The sequence below is a fragment of the Streptomyces sp. NBC_00377 genome, from assembly GCF_036075115.1.
Classification (GTDB): Bacteria; Actinomycetota; Actinomycetes; order Streptomycetales; family Streptomycetaceae; genus Streptomyces.
The window spans coordinates 5140244-5154348 of record NZ_CP107958.1; the positions used below are offsets into that span (position 1 = coordinate 5140244).

General features: G+C 73.1%; 12 protein-coding genes. 8 read left to right on the forward strand and 4 right to left on the reverse strand.

All coding sequences use genetic code 11. The annotated features are described in order from the left end of the window. Positions 1-33: 33 nt before the first annotated feature. Entirely contained in the window at positions 34-1914 is a 1881-nt protein-coding gene (locus OHS71_RS23105; RefSeq protein WP_328481263.1) for a hypothetical protein, read from the forward strand. A gap of 238 nt (positions 1915-2152) precedes the next feature. On the opposite strand, the gene OHS71_RS23110 is transcribed toward OHS71_RS23105, so the two are convergent. Continuing rightward, a complete protein-coding gene (locus OHS71_RS23110; protein WP_328481264.1) occupies positions 2153-3481 on the reverse strand; it encodes an ABC transporter substrate-binding protein in 1329 nt (442 codons plus the stop codon). A gap of 172 nt (positions 3482-3653) precedes the next feature. On the opposite strand from OHS71_RS23110, the gene OHS71_RS23115 reads away from it, so the two are divergent. Then, positions 3654-4100: an SCO4402 family protein gene (locus OHS71_RS23115; protein ID WP_328481265.1), complete on the forward strand. Its 447-nt coding sequence runs from the start codon at positions 3654-3656 to the stop codon at positions 4098-4100. A 329-nt stretch (positions 4101-4429) separates the two neighbouring features. Beyond that, positions 4430-5314 carry a formyltetrahydrofolate deformylase gene (gene purU / locus OHS71_RS23120; protein WP_328481266.1) on the forward strand — a complete coding sequence of 295 codons (885 nt, stop codon included), beginning with the start codon at positions 4430-4432 and terminating at the stop codon, positions 5312-5314. 74 nt (positions 5315-5388) lie between these two features. Here the strand turns inward: purU and OHS71_RS23125 are convergent, their stop codons facing one another. Beyond that, positions 5389-6771, reverse strand: a complete 1383-nt coding sequence (locus tag OHS71_RS23125; protein ID WP_328481267.1) for an anti-sigma factor family protein — start codon at positions 6769-6771, stop codon at positions 5389-5391. Then, the gene (locus OHS71_RS23130; RefSeq protein WP_328481268.1) at positions 6768-7358 is read right to left on the reverse strand and encodes a sigma-70 family RNA polymerase sigma factor; all 591 of its coding nucleotides are present in this window, start codon (positions 7356-7358) and stop codon (positions 6768-6770) included. Before OHS71_RS23130 ends, OHS71_RS23125 begins: the two co-directional genes overlap by 4 nt. Before the next feature lie 320 nt (positions 7359-7678). Here OHS71_RS23130 and OHS71_RS23135 point away from each other — a divergent pair, with 320 nt between their 5' ends. Continuing rightward, positions 7679-8059: an STAS domain-containing protein gene (locus OHS71_RS23135; RefSeq protein ID WP_328481269.1), complete on the forward strand. Its 381-nt coding sequence runs from the start codon at positions 7679-7681 to the stop codon at positions 8057-8059. A gap of 193 nt (positions 8060-8252) precedes the next feature. Next, entirely contained in the window at positions 8253-8765 is a 513-nt protein-coding gene (locus tag OHS71_RS23140) for an EF-hand domain-containing protein (RefSeq protein WP_328481270.1), read from the forward strand. Positions 8766-8811: 46 nt separating this feature from the next. Here OHS71_RS23140 and OHS71_RS23145 read toward each other — a convergent pair whose 3' ends face one another. Next, positions 8812-10320 carry a class I adenylate-forming enzyme family protein gene (locus OHS71_RS23145; RefSeq protein ID WP_328481271.1) on the reverse strand — a complete coding sequence of 503 codons (1509 nt, stop codon included), beginning with the start codon at positions 10318-10320 and terminating at the stop codon, positions 8812-8814. A gap of 253 nt (positions 10321-10573) precedes the next feature. Here OHS71_RS23145 and OHS71_RS23150 point away from each other — a divergent pair, with 253 nt between their 5' ends. The 3 genes from OHS71_RS23150 to OHS71_RS23160 are packed head-to-tail and all read left to right on the forward strand — an operon-like array spanning position 10574 to position 13817. After that, positions 10574-11770 (forward strand): amidohydrolase family protein, encoded by a 1197-nt coding sequence (locus tag OHS71_RS23150; protein WP_328481272.1) that lies wholly within the window; start codon positions 10574-10576, stop codon positions 11768-11770. An 18-nt stretch (positions 11771-11788) separates the two neighbouring features. Beyond that, the gene (locus tag OHS71_RS23155; RefSeq protein WP_328481273.1) at positions 11789-12922 is read left to right on the forward strand and encodes an acyl-CoA dehydrogenase family protein; all 1134 of its coding nucleotides are present in this window, start codon (positions 11789-11791) and stop codon (positions 12920-12922) included. A gap of 10 nt (positions 12923-12932) precedes the next feature. Beyond that, positions 12933-13817 (forward strand): acyl-CoA dehydrogenase family protein, encoded by an 885-nt coding sequence (locus OHS71_RS23160; RefSeq protein WP_328481274.1) that lies wholly within the window; start codon positions 12933-12935, stop codon positions 13815-13817. The last annotated feature ends 288 nt before the right edge of the window (positions 13818-14105 follow it).

Genomic DNA, 14105 nt, shown 5'->3' on the forward strand with positions numbered 1-14105 from the left:
GATTCCGAAGGTCCCCCATTCGTAGGAGTCCCGGTGACGCAGAGTGGACAGGGCGAGGAGCCCTCGGCGCAGCCCGCGCGCGAAGGCATCGTGCTGCCCTCCGACGGTGGGGAACCCCTGCTGCCGGGAATGACGACGAGCGCGCCACGGCCGGCGACCCGCCAGGGACCGCCGACCGCACCACCGTCGGAGCCGCCGGGCCAGTACTCCGGCCAGTACGGCGCTCAGCCGCAGTACGGCGCTCAGCAGTACGGCCAGGACCAGTACGGGCAACCGGGATACGGGCGGCAGGGGCAGCAGGCGCCCGGCGAGCCCCAGGGGCAGCCCGAGTACGGGCAGCAGGCGCCGGCCGGCGGGCAGACCTGGGGTGAGCCCTGGGGCCCCGACGGGCAGGCGCCGGCCCCGCAGCAGCCCGCGCAGGGCTGGCCGCTTCCCGCGGACCAGACGGACCGGTCCGGACAGGCACACCAGCAGCACCAGTCGCCGCCGCAACCGCAGGCGCAGTGGAACGGCGGACAGCCGGACGCGTGGAACGGCGGCACCCGGGCGGGCGCCGGCCCGCTCCCGCCGGAGGGCGCACCGGCGCAGGGCGCGCACCTGCCGCCGCCCGCCGCTCCCGCTTCCTTCGACGACGGCGCGACGCAGTACATATCGCCGGTCCCGGCCGACGCCGGCCGAGATCGGTACCAGCCGCCGTTCGCCGCACCCGCCCCGGCCGACGAGGGGGCGACGCAGTACATACCGCCCGTCGCCGCCCACCCCGCCGACGAGGGCGCCACCCAGTACCTGCCGCCCGTCCCCGCGGCCCCCGCCGACGAGGGCGCGACGCAGTACCTGCCGCCCGTCGCACCGGGCGCGCTGCCGCCCGAGGTTCCGGCCGAGTCGACCCAGTACCTGGGCCGTACTCCGCAGAACCCGGGCACGGGATCCTTCCCCGGCGGCGGACCCGTACCCGGACCGCAGCACGGCGCGTACTCCGACTCCGAGCCCACGCAGTACATCCCGCCCGTCCCCGCGCAGGCCGGCGGGGACCGGCAGCCGCCCGCCGAGTTCGAGAACCTCTTCCGCAGCGGGCCGGGCGGCGACAGCCCGGCCGGCTCCACGCAGCAGCTCCCGCTCTACTCCGAGCCGGACGCCCCCGTACACGGCGGCCCTGGCGGACACGGGGGCAGGCAGGGGTATGGCGTCGGGCCCGCCGCCGCCCGTTCCCCGCAGCCCGTCCACACCCAGGCCGGGGACCCGGCGGGCGGACGGCGCGCGGCGCGTGACGGCGGCCAGGAGGGCCGTACCCGCTCGAAGGTGCCGTTGTTCGCGGCGATCGGCGTGGCGCTCGCGGTCGTCGGCATCGGCGCGGGCGCGATGCTCGGGGGCGGGGGCGGGGACAAGGACGACAACAAGACCGTCGCCGCGTCGGCCGCCGCGACCGGGGGCTCCGCGTCGGCGTCCACCGGCGCGGCCGAGCAGCAGGCCGTCGCACTCGACAAACTGCTGGCGGACAGCGGCAGCAGCCGGGCCAGCGTGATCAGCGCCGTGGCCGACGTGAAGGCCTGCGACAACCTGGACCAGGCCGCCACGGATCTGCGGGACGCGGCGCAGCAGCGCACCGAACTGGTCACCAGACTGTCCGCGCTGAAGGTCGACCAGCTGCCTGACCACGCCGCGCTGACCACCGCCCTCACCAAGGCGTGGCAGGCGTCCGCCTCCGCCGACAACCACTACGCGGCCTGGGCCGACCAGGTCGCCGGCAGCAAGAACAAGAGCTGCAAGAAGGGCTCGGCCCGCGCCACGCCCGAGGCCCAGGCCGGCAACCGCGCGAGCGGCACGGCCAGTACCCAGAAGGCCCGGGCCGCGAAGCTGTGGAACGGGATCGCGAAGACGTACGGCCTGACGCAGCGCCAGCCGACACAGCTGTAGGGGGAGCGGTGGAGGAGGCCGGCCCGGCGCAGTCGGGGCCGGCCGGTCGCCCCCGGCCCGGGCTGCGCCCCCGGCCCGGGCTGCGCCCCCGGCCCGGGCTGCGCCCCCGGCCCGGGCTGCGCCCCCGGCCCGGGTTCCGGCCCCCGGGTTCCGGCCCTCGCCCGGGTTCCGGCCCTCGCCCGGGTTCCGGGGGCCGCTGCCGGTCGATGAGCTCCGGAGGTCGGCGGTCGGCGGTGGGTCAGTCCACGTCGGCCTTCTCCAGGGTCTTGGTCACATCCACGAAGCCTTTCTTGGCGGCCACCAGCCGCCCCTTCCGCACGGTCTGCAAGGTGACGTCGGCGTTGACCAGGCGGGGGAAGCCGATGGAGGCGAGCCGGTCGGTGAAGTGCCAGCGCAGCGTGGGCGTGAGTCCGCCCGTGGTGACGTTCAGGCCGTCGTCCAGGGCGCCCCGCACGGTGTTCGCCGTGACCTCGCCCCCCTCCAGTGACTCCACGGCCTGCCGGAACACGGTGTAGGCGATCCAGGTGGTCTGCACGCCGGTGTCGGTGGGGTCGATCCGGGTGTCGGAGAACGCCTGCTCGCTGATCACCTTTTTCATGGGCGCCCAGGCGGGGTCGCTCGTCACCGGGTACCAGCCTGTGACGTAGGCCCCCTCGAAGGGTCCGGAGGCGGCGCCCGCGGCGTTGATGACCGTCTGGTCGACGCTGCCGAGGACGGTGCCGGTGCGGACGCCGGGGTAGTCCTCACGGCTGCGTCGGAAGGAGTCCATGAAGGTGCTGGTGCGGTCCCCGAGGGCGGTCACCACGCACCCCTTGCTGTCCTCGGTCCTGTCGCCGCCCGCCTTCTTCAGGGCGGCGTCGGCCTGCGTCGCGTACTCGGTGGCGTCCTCGGGCGCGCGCTGGTCCTCGGCCCGGTCGTGACCGCCCGCGGTCAGTCCGGCGTCGAGCATCGGGGGCAGCGCGTCGCCGGCGATGGTGTCGGGGCGCACGAGCGAGACGGGACCGCAGGTCGCGCCGAGCTCCTTGCCGAGACCGGCCAGCAGCGAGGGCTGGCCGCCGTTGACGGGGTAGGACAGCGGGCTGGTGAACTCGGAGTTCGTGACGCCGTAGCCGCCGATGTAGGGGATGCCGGCGCCCTCCAGGTGCGGGAAGAAGGCGTCGGAGTGCTGGCTGTAGGAGCCGACGACCGCGACCGCGTTCTCCTTGACCGCACGCCGGGCGCACGCCGCGGCGGACACGTTGTTGTTGTGGTCGTTGCAGGTCAGGACCTTGAGCTTGCGGCCGTTGAGGCCGCCGTTGGCGTTGATCCAGCGGGCGTAGGCGTGGGCGAAGGCGGGCATGCCCGGCTTGTTGGTGGCGGACGTCCCCTCGGGCGCCCAGGTCATCACGACGATCGGGTCGTCCCCGGCGCCCCCCGAGACACCGGGGACGACCCCACAGCCGACGGCCAGCGACGTACAGGCGGCCAGGGCGCCCGCCGCGAGGACGGTCGCTCTGACGGGCCTGGTGAAGCGGAAGGGCCTGGGGAGGAAGGTGCTTCGCGTTTGAGTGCGCCGCTTGCCGGTCATGGGCGCACACGATTCCGTCACATCACCAACCCGGGAGTGACCCACGGTCAACGAGTGGTGACGGCAAGGTGAATTGCAGGGGCGGCTGTGCCGCGTGGGACGGGGAAACGTACGATCGACGACCGTGCAAGGTTCGGAGAACTCTTCCCGTCGCGGCCGTCGCTCCTCCACCATGGGCGGCATGCCACTCAACGACATGCCGTGGTGGCGCTGGCGCAGCAATGTGCGCTCCGCGCTGCACATGCTCTCCGACCCGGTGTTCCAGCAGAACGTCTGGCTGGCCGGCGTCGAGGGGTACGGGGACGTCACCGACGCCGTGTACCGCCTCGTCGAGGACACCTGGCTCGACAACTGGTCCGCCGAGAAGTACGTCGGCACGATCTTCCGCGACTCGCAGGAGGCTGCCCTCGTCGACACCGCCGTGCTCCGCGTGCTGCGGATCATGCACCAGGTCGGGCCGGACGCCCCGGTCTCCGCGTACGTCGACCACGAGGCCTGGCCGGAGGCGGTGCGGGCGGCACGGGACGCGCATGTGCGGATGGCGGCGAGCGACGGCGACGACGCCGACGAGCCGCCGCGCACCCTCGAGGTGCTGCGCATCATGACGCGGGCCGCTTAGGCCTGTCGTTCGGATCAGGTCGCGGGTCGCGGGGTGTGGCACGCACATCTGCCATCTGCGGCGTTGTCGTCGGTCGCCGGCTCCCCCACTCTCGGCTTCGCTCGACCGGGGGGACCCTCATCGCGTCGACTCCCTCCGCCGCCTTGCAGCTGCACGCACCGCCCCCCGCTCGGGCCGGCCTGCACGGCACACCGTGAGTCAGGCCGACCTGATCGAAACGACAGGCCCCAGCCGTGAGCCGGGGCGCGGAACGGGAGCGGGGCGCGGGCCCTGTTCCGTCCTGCGGGACGATTGCCCACGGCCGTGGCCGGTGTGCGACCCTGTCGGGCATGAACGCGCAGCCCACCCGAGCCGCGGCGACCGCCGCCGACCAGTACGTCCTCACCCTTTCCTGCCCCGACAAGCAGGGCATCGTGCACGCCGTGTCGAGCTACCTCTTCATGACCGGCTGCAACATCGAGGACAGTCAGCAGTTCGGCGACCACGACACGGGTCTGTTCTTCCTGCGCGTGCACTTCTCGGCGGAGCCCCCGGTGACCGTGGAGAAGCTGCGGGCGAGCTTCGCGGCGATCGGCGACTCCTTCCACATGGACTGGCAGATCAACCGGGCCGACGACAAGATGCGCATCGTCCTCATGGTCAGCAGGTTCGGGCACTGTCTGAACGACCTGCTGTTCCGTGCCAGCATCGGCGCGCTGCCGGTGGAGATCGCGGCCGTGGTGTCCAACCACACCGACTTCGCCGAGCTGGTGGGCTCGTACAACATCCCCTTCCACCACATCCCGGTGACGAAGGAGAACAAGGCGCAGGCCGAGGCGCAGCTGCTGGAGCTGGTGCGGGAGCGGGACGTCGAGCTGGTCGTCCTCGCCCGCTACATGCAGGTCCTCTCCGACGACCTGTGCAAGCAGCTCAGCGGTCGGATCATCAACATCCACCACTCCTTCCTGCCGAGCTTCAAGGGCGCCAAGCCGTACCACCAGGCGCACGCGCGGGGCGTGAAGCTGATCGGGGCGACGGCGCACTATGTGACGGCCGATCTCGACGAGGGGCCGATCATCGAGCAGGAGGTCGAGCGCGTGGGCCACGGCGTCACGCCGGACCAGCTCGTCGCCGTCGGGCGGGACGTGGAGTGCCAGGCGCTGGCGCGGGCCGTGAAGTGGCACGCGGAGCGGCGGATCCTGCTCAACGGACGCCGCACGGTCGTCTTCGCGTAGCCCGGCCGACACGCCCGCCTGCCGGGCCCCGCGCTCCCGGGGCCTGTGCCTGCGGGGGCCTGTGCCTGCGGGCCCTACATCCGGCTCAGCGCCGCCGCCGCGAACAGTACGTCCCTGATCGCCTCGCGGTCGCCCAGCTGGCCCGCCGCCGCCTCCTCCGGGGAGACGTGGCCGGCGGCCAGCCGGCAGAACTCCACGTCGTCCAGAGCGACGTGGGCCACCTCGTGGTCGGCGGAGCCCACCGCGCCCGGTGAGTCGAGCGGGATCAGCCACTCGCCGCCGCCCGATCCCTCGATCTCCAGGCGCAGACTCCGGCCGGGGCGGCCGGCGGACACCAGGTGGCGGGTGTGCGAGGGGGCGGCGAGCCCCGCGCGGCGGCGGGCCGCGAGTGTCTCGGGCAGCATGCGCGCGGCGAGGTCGATCATGCCGTGCAGGTGGCGGGGTGCGGGCGGCGCGTAAGGGTAGTCGACCGCTTCCGCGATGTCCTCGGCGTGCACCCAGCACTCGAAGGCCCGGTCCAGCATCGCGTCCCGCAACGGCAGGGCGAAGCCGCCGTACGACACCGGCATGGTGGCGGGACCCCCGCCGGTGAAGGACACCGTCCGCACGAGGGCGTGGGTCTGTTCGCGCCAGGGGCCGCGCACGGAGCGGGTGGGCGGGAAGTGCGAGCCCGCCCAGAACGCCTCGGTACGCCGCGCCGGCGTGTCCACGGGACCGGCAGGCCCGGCAGTCCCGGCGACCCCGGTCGGTCCGCCGGACCCGTACGACCCGTCCGGCCCGTGCTGTCCGTCCGCCTTGTCCGCCTTGTTCGCCGCATCCGCCTCATCGGGTTTTCCCGGGGCTTCGCCTGCGGTCAGCGGGTCGTCCAGTCCCAGCGCGAGGGCCACCAGGCCGTCCACGGCGAGCAGGTGGGCGATGACTCCGGCGACGGTGGTCCGGCGGCTCGTGGCACCCTCGCCGCGGAACCAGCGAAGCCGCACGGGCGCGTGCCACTCGGCGTCACCGAAGTCCTGGAGCAGGGCGTCGAGCCGCGCGGTCTCGGCGTCGTAGGACGCCGCCCAGACGGGTACCGGGATGCGGGGCGGCCGGCGGCCCAGGCAGCCCTCGATGACGCGGGTGCGCAGGCCCGGGTCGAGGTCGAGGCTCTCCGGGCGCTGGAGCAGGCCGACCGCCTCGCGCAGCCGGCGGGCCTCGTCCGCGCAGGCTCCGCAGTCGCCGAGGTGCTCCTCGACCGCGGCCGTCTCCTCGGCCGAGCAGGCCGCCAGCGCCCATGCCCCCAGCAGTGACTTGAGCACCGGGTGCTCGAGCCCGAGCGGTTGCGGGGCGACCGGCTCCACCGGCGGGAGCGGCAGCCCGCCGTCCTCCACGGAGGCGCGGGGGAGCGGGATGCGCGGCGGCCGGCCGGGTTCGCGGGGCGGGGGCGTGCCGGAGCCGGCTTCGTCGTCGCCGGGGCTCATGCCGCACCTCCGTAGCCGGGCGGTGCTCCGGGGGCCGTGGCGTCGTGGGCCGTGGACAGGAGCTGGAGGCCGAGGCGGAGCCTGCGGCGCGCCTCGTCCTCGGTGACGCCGAGGTCGGCCGCGGTCTGGCGGTAGTCGCGCCGCTGGAAGTAGGCCAGTTCCAGGGCGGCGCGCAGCGGGGCGGGCATGGCCTGCACGATGTAGTCGGCGCGGGCGGCGACGGAGGCCTGCCGCACTCTGCTCTCCAGTTCCTCGGTCGCCTCGGCGGAGCCGTGGCCGGCCTCGGCCAGCGCGGCGGTCTCGGTGGCGCGCAGTCGCTGCACGGCGAGACGGTGGGTCAGCCCCGCCACCCAGGTGCGCAGCGGGCCCTGCTTCGGGTCGTAGGCGTCGGGATGCTCCCAGACGTGGGCGAAGACCTCGCGGGTGACGCCGTCGGCCGCCCGTTCGTCTCCGAGCACGCGGTGGGCGAGTCCGTGCACGAGCGAAGCGAACCGGTCGTAGAACTCACCGAGGGCGGCCGCCTCACCGCGCGCGAGTCGTTGCTGCATCCTGCGGTCCCAGCGGGGCGGTGCGTCCCTCTTCGTCATGCGGCCCCCTCACCCGTGTCCGTGCCCGTGGTCGTGCGTGTCTCCAGCGTGCGTCCGCCGTCACGTCGAATGTAGTCGGCACGTCCGACAACGCACGCCCCTTTGTTTCAATGTGCGCCCCCTGTCCGGGAGAGGGTGGTATGGGCCGCGCCTACCCGACAGATAACGATCGAACCGGACCGGATGTGACTGGAACAAGCCTCTTCATCGCTGTTTCTGTTTCCCCTTTGGCGTTTCGGGGCACGGCCGCTGGGCAGCGGCGCTGCAAGGAAGCGAAGGAGCAGCTTCCGCTTACCGGCGAGCAACAGTGAGCGAAGGGCGTGGTGGTGGCCTTCAAAGTGACCGGCGGGGAGCAGGGCGGCTGGGCCGTGCTCCATGTGTCGGGCGAGCTGGACCTGGTGACGTCGCCGTTGCTGCGGCAGAAGGTGCACGACGAGGTGGCCGAGGGCCGCCACAGTCTCGTCCTGGACCTCTCCGAGGTGTACTTCTGCGACTCCAGCGGCGTCGGCGTCCTGATCGCCTCCCGCCGTCTCATCCGCTCCTGCCGGGGGCGGCTGCGCCTGATACTCCCCGCGCGGGGCGCGGCGGAGGGTTCCCACGTCAACCGGGTGCTGGGCGCGCTGGGCGTCCGCCGCCTCTTCGACGTCTACGGGGATCTGGCGGCCGCCGTGGACGACGGGACGGAACCGCTCTCCGCCTAGGCCGGGAGGTCGCCCCGGTCCCGGCCGGGAGGCGGCGCTGTCCCGCTCCGCCACATCCTCGTCCCGAAATTCACCCGGTCCTGGTACAGACGTCGCCTTCCCGCCGCCCGGGCGTCGCCGACGTCGTACGCTCCCTGCCGGAAGCACTCCCAGCACCATCTCCACGTGATGACGTAAGGCGGTCCGACAAGACATGGTCAACAGCGAGTACGAACGCAGGATCGCCGCCCGGTTCGCCACCTTCGACCAGGACGGCAACGGCTACATCGACCGGACGGACTTCGGCGCGGCGGCCAAGGCGCTCCTCGCCGAGTTCGGCACTGCGGCCCGGTCCGACAAGGGGCAGGCGCTCTACGCGGGCGCCGAGGCATTCTGGCAGGGCATGGCCGGAATCGCCGACCGGGACGGCGACCAGCGCATCACCCGGGAGGAATTCGTGAACGGCGCGGTCAAGCGCCTGCGTGACAACCCGGAGCGGTTCGCCGAGATCGCCCGCCCCTTCCTGCACGCGGCCCTGGACATCGCCGACGGCGACGGTGACGGGCGGGCCACGGTCGAGGACACCGTACGGGTGCTCACGGCCCTCGGAGCGCCCGACGAGGTCGCCAGGGGAGCCGCCGCCGTCCTGGACGCCGACGCGGACGGCAAGGTCGGCGAGGCGGAGATCGTCCCTGCCTTCGCCCGCTACTTCACGGTCGCCGAGTAGTACCCGTCCGAGTAACACCCGGCCGGGGGGCGCGGCCGGGCGGCACTCACCGGGAGAACCGCTCGCGCAGCCTGTACTTCAGCACCTTGCGCAGCGTCTCGTTGCGCGGCAGCGCGTCCACCACCTCCAGCCGCTCGGGCAGCTTGTGGACCGAGAGACCGCCCGCGCGCAGGTAGGAGGTCATCGCATCCAGCGTCAGCGGCTGCCCGCTCCCCGGCGGCCGTTCCACCACCGCGCACACCAGTTCCCCGCGCTCCGGATCCGGCAGGCCGATGACCGCCACGTCCCCGACGTCGGGGTGGGCGGCGAGCAGGTCCTCGATCTCCTTCGCCGACACGTTCTCCCCCTTGCGGATGATGACGTCCTTCAGCCGCCCGGTGAGCACCAGATGCCCGCTGCCGGTCAGATGCCCCAGGTCGCCGGTGCGCAGGAAGCCCTCCGCGTCGAAGGCCTCGGCCGTCTGGGCGGGGTCCAGATAGCCCTGGCACACGGCCTCCCCGCGCAGCCGCACCTCCCCCTCCACCACGCGTATCCGCATGCCGTCCGGCGGCCGCCCTTCCGTCGTCGCGAGGTTCTCCGCGGTGTCGTCCGGCGCCCCCATGGTGATCATCGGTACCTCGGTCATCCCGTACCCGTGCGTGAGCTGCACCCCCATCTCGCGCACGACGGCGTGGTAGACCTCGGGCGGCTTGGGCGCCCCGCCGCCCGCGAGCAGCCGTAGTGAGGGGATCAGCGGCGAGCCCGGCCGCTTGCGCTGCTCGGCCAGGAACATCGAGTAGAACGCCGTCGACCCGCCGGCGACCGTGACCCCGTGCCGCCGGTAGTCCTCCAGCGCGTCCGGCAGCGCGAAGTGCTCGAACATCACCGCGGGGAAGCCGTAGAGCAGGAGCATGACGGTGTAGTCGGGACCGGCGATGTGGGCGTACGGGAACGCCATCGAGCCGACGTCGGCCGCCGTGAGGCGCAGGGCGTGGGCGAGGCAGGAGCCGCCCGCGATCAGCGATCGGTCGGTGTGCAGTACGCCTTTGGGGTCGGAGGTGGTTCCCGAGGTCCAGTAGATCCAGCGCACCGAGGTGCCCTCGGCGGGCGGCGGCGGAAGCACGGCCGGGTCCCCCTCCGGCAGGTCGTCGTACGCCTCGAAGACGCCCTTCGCGCCGAGCCGCCGCGCCATCGCGGTGTGGTCGAAGCCCCGCCACACACCCGGCACCGCGAAGAACTCCGCCTTCGACTCGCGCAGCGCGAAGCCGACCTCGCGGTCCCGGTAGAAGGGGATGACGGGAGACTGCACGGCCCCCAGCCGGGCCAGCGCGAAGGACAGGACGGCCGTCTCGAGGCGGGTGGGCAGCTGCCAGGCGACGACCGTGCCGGGGCGTACGCCCATGTCGTACAGCCCGGCCGCGACGCGCTCGGCGTTCTCGCGCAGCTCGCCGAAGGTCAGGGCCCGGTCGTCCTGGAGGAGGACCCGGCGGCCGGGCGTGAGATCGGCCCGGCGGGCGAGCAGGTCCCACAGAGTGCGGGACAGGCTCAGCTCGTGGGCGGTGGCGGTGTCGTTCACGTCGGCCCCCTGGCGTAACGGACGGCATAACTGACGGGCTGTCAGATTTTGGGCAGAGCGTAGGGCTGGTCGGCTTGTCGGTCCAGGGGTCGGGGGCTAGCCTGCTGGGAAGAGCGAACCTGACGGTCCATCAGATATTGCCGGGGAGGACCGGCTCCCGGACCGGGAAGCCGGCCACCCGGACGGCCCGTCGGACAAGCGCACCGGACACGTCCATCGGACAACTGGCGTTCCGCCAGGCGGAGGGGAAGCCATGAGCACCGAACTGCCGCGCATCGTCAGCGTCGACGACCACGTGATCGAACCCGCGCACCTCTTCGCGACCTGGCTGCCGCGGAAGTACCGGGACCGGGGGCCGCAGCCCCTCACCGCGGGGATCGGCGAGCTCGCCTACGTCGCCGGGAAGTACCGGATCACCATGGACCCGGACGGCCAGCGCACCGACTGGTGGATCTACGAGGACCTGAAGTTCCCGTACAAGCGCAACATCGCGGCGGTCGGCTTCGACCGCGACGAGATGACGCTGGAGGGCATCACCCGGGAGGAGATGCGGCGCGGCTGCTGGGATCCGAAGGCGCGGCTGGCGGACATGGACCTCAACCATGTCGAGGCCTCCCTCTGCTTCCCCTCGTTCCCCCGCTTCTGCGGCCAGACCTTCGCCGAGGCGCACGACAAGGAGGTCGCGCTGGCCTGTGTGCGCGCCTACAACGACTGGATGGTCGAGGAGTGGTGCGGGGACAGCGGCGGGCGGCTGATCCCGCTCTGCCTGATCCCCCTGTGGGACGTCGGGCTCGCGGTCGCCGAGATCCGGCGCAACGCGGCCCGCGGGGTGCGCGCGGTGACCTTCTCCGAGATCCCCAGCCACCTCGGGCTGCCGTCGATCCACTCGGGCTACTGGGACCCGTTCTTCGCGGTGTGCGAGGAGACGGGGACGGTCGTCAACATGCACATCGGTTCGTCCTCGCAGATGCCCGCGGCCTCCCCCGACGCCCCGCCGGCCGTCCAGGCGTCCCTTTCGTTCAACAATGCGATGGCCTCGATGATGGACTTCCTCTTCAGCGGGGTGCTGGTGAAGTACCCGCGTCTGAAACTCGCCTACTCCGAGGGTCAGATGGGCTGGATCCCGTACGCCCTGGAGCGCGCCGACGACGTCTGGGAGGAGCACCGGGCCTGGGGCGGGGTCAGGGACATCGTCCCCGAGCCGCCGTCCACGTACTACTACCGGCAGATCTTCTGCTGCTTCTTCCGCGACAAGCACGGGGTCGCGTCCCTGGACGTGGTGGGGCGGGACAACGCGACCTTCGAGACCGACTACCCGCACGTCGACTCGACCTTCCCGCACACCAAGGAGGTCGCCCTCGACCACGTGAAGGGCCTCGACGACGAGACGGTCTACAAGCTGATGCGGGGCAACGCCATCCGCATGCTGGACCTGGACCTCGACAAGTAGCGGACGGGGACCGCGACCATGGACCTCTCGGACAGCCCCGAGGACGCGGAGTTCCGGGGCCGGCTGCGCGAGTGGCTCGGCAAGACGCTGCCGACGCTCCCGCCGAAGCCGTCCCCGGGCGACTGGCCCGGCCGCCGCGCCTACGACCTCGGCTGGCAGCGGACGCTGTACGACGCCGGCTACGCCGACGTGCACTGGCAGGCCTCGCCGAGCGTCCGCCTGATCTTCCTGGAGGAGACGGAGAGGGCGGGCGCCCCCTATGTGGGCGCGGGTTTCGTCGGGCTGCTGCACGCCGGGCCGACGATCGCCGCCGAGGGCACGGCCGAGCAGCGGGCGCGCTGGCTGCCGCCCGTCCTGCGCGGCGAGGAGGTGTGGTGCCAGGGCTTCAGCGAGCCAGGGGCGGGCTCCGACCTCGCGGCGCTGCGCACGCGCGCGTGGCGGGACGGCGACGACTACGTGGTGAGCGGATCCAAGATCTGGACCTCCCACGCGGAGGTCGCCGACTGGTGCGAGCTGCTGGTCCGCACGGATCCCGGGGCGCCCAGGCACAAGGGCATCACCTGGCTGGCCATGCCCATGGACGCCCCCGGCGTCACCGTGCGGCCGCTGCGCACCCTCGCCGGATCCGCCGAGTTCGCCGAGGTGTTCCTCGACGAGGTGCGGGTGCCGGTCGCCAACCGGGTGGGGGAGGAGAACGACGGCTGGCGGGTGACGATGGTGACGCTGTCGTTCGAGCGCGGCACCGCCTTCGTCGGTGAGGTCGTCGCCTGCCGGCGGGTGCTGGGCGAACTCGCCGTGGAGGCACGCAGGAACGGACGCTGGGAGGACCCCGCCCTCCGGCGGCGCCTGGGCGCCCTCAACGCCGGGTTCCGGGCGCTCTGGCGGCTGACGCAGTGGAACGTCAGCGAGGCGGAGACCGGGGGAGGGGTGCCGGGCGTCGGGGGTTCGGTCTTCAAACTGAGGTATTCGCAGGCGCGCCAGGAGCTCTACGAGGCGGCCGCCGACGTTCTGGGCGACGAGTCCCTCGACGTCGACCACCCGTGGGTCGCCGACCGGCTCTCCTCCCTCTCGTACACCATCGCGGCCGGTACCTCGCAGATCCAGCGCGACATCGTGGCCGAACGGATCCTGGGGCTGCCGAAAGGACGGTGAGGTGTCCGCCATGCGTTTTCGACTGACGGACGATCAACGGGCGCTGCGCGAGGGGGTGCGGGCGCTCCTGGCGCGCCGCTTCGACCGCGCGGCGCTGCGGGCCGCCGTGGACCGGCCGGGACGGCTGGACCGGGCGCTGTGGCGTGACCTCGGCGCGGCCGGGTTCTTCGCGCTACGGCTGCCCGAGGCGGACGGCGGGGTCGGACTCGGCCTGCCCGAGACCGTGTTGGTGTTCGAGGAGGCGGGCCGGGTCCTGCTGCCGGGCCCGCTGGTGGCCACCCACCTCGCGGCGGGACACGTGCCCGGCGCGGCCGACGGGGAGACGGTCGTGGCGGCCGTGGACGGCGGCGGTCTCGTCGAGTGGCTGGCGGAGGCCGACGTCGTGCGCGGCGCGGCCGACGGGGCCGTGCCTCTGCGGTCGGTGGATCCGCTGACCCCGCTGCACCGCGTTCCGGGGCCCCGTGTGCCGGCCGATCCCGTCGCCGTACTCCTCACCGCCGCCGAGCAGCTCGGGACCGCCACGCGCGCGTGCGAGCTGGCCGTGCAACACGCCCGGGCGCGCGAGCAGTTCGGGCGGCCGATCGGCGCCTTCCAGGCGGTCAAGCATCTGTGCGCGGACCTGCTGGTGCGGGTCGAGGTGGCCCGCGCGGCGGTCTACGCGGCCGCCGTCACCGCCGATCCGGCCGACATCGCGGCCGCCCGGCTCCTAGCCGACGAGGCCGCGGTACGCGGGGCGCGCGACTGCCTCCAGGTGCACGGCGGCATGGGCTTCACCTGGGAGGCGGACGTGCATCTGCTGCTGAAACGGGCCTGGGTGCGCACCCGTCGTGCGGGCGGCGGCACGCAGGGTGAGGAGTCGCTCGCCGCCGATCTGCTCTCCGGAGCCGGCCGCTGACGGCGGCTGCCTGCGCCGACGGCGGGGCCTGCGAGCGGGCCGCCGTACGCATGTCGCGGATCGTGGCATACCGGAATCACGGAGCGTTGATATCGGGTTGTGTCCGATGCGTGACCCGTCACGGCCCGGAGTCGGCGGGCCTCTCCGGTACCTTCTGTGGGATGCGAGTGGTTCCGAGCATGAGCCATGCCGGCGGTGCCCCTGGGGTGGTGCCGGATCCGGCGGTGCGCGCCGCCGCTCGCAGGGCGGACGGCCTTCTGGTACCCGCCTGTTCGACTCCCCGCAACG

Excerpts from the sequence above, each read along its gene's own strand:
- OHS71_RS23125 (WP_328481267.1), bottom strand. The coding sequence starts at position 6,771 with ATGAGCCCCGGCGACGACGAAGCCGGCTCCGGCACGCCCCCGCCCCGC.
- purU (WP_328481266.1), top strand. The coding sequence starts at position 4,430 with ATGAACGCGCAGCCCACCCGAGCCGCGGCGACCGCCGCCGACCAGTAC.
- OHS71_RS23115 (WP_328481265.1), top strand. The coding sequence starts at position 3,654 with ATGGGCGGCATGCCACTCAACGACATGCCGTGGTGGCGCTGGCGCAGC.
- OHS71_RS23155 (WP_328481273.1), top strand. The coding sequence starts at position 11,789 with ATGGACCTCTCGGACAGCCCCGAGGACGCGGAGTTCCGGGGCCGGCTG.
- OHS71_RS23130 (WP_328481268.1), bottom strand. The coding sequence starts at position 7,358 with ATGACGAAGAGGGACGCACCGCCCCGCTGGGACCGCAGGATGCAGCAA.
- OHS71_RS23140 (WP_328481270.1), top strand. The coding sequence starts at position 8,253 with ATGGTCAACAGCGAGTACGAACGCAGGATCGCCGCCCGGTTCGCCACC.
- OHS71_RS23110 (WP_328481264.1), bottom strand. The coding sequence starts at position 3,481 with ATGACCGGCAAGCGGCGCACTCAAACGCGAAGCACCTTCCTCCCCAGG.
- OHS71_RS23150 (WP_328481272.1), top strand. The coding sequence starts at position 10,574 with ATGAGCACCGAACTGCCGCGCATCGTCAGCGTCGACGACCACGTGATC.
- OHS71_RS23160 (WP_328481274.1), top strand. The coding sequence starts at position 12,933 with ATGCGTTTTCGACTGACGGACGATCAACGGGCGCTGCGCGAGGGGGTG.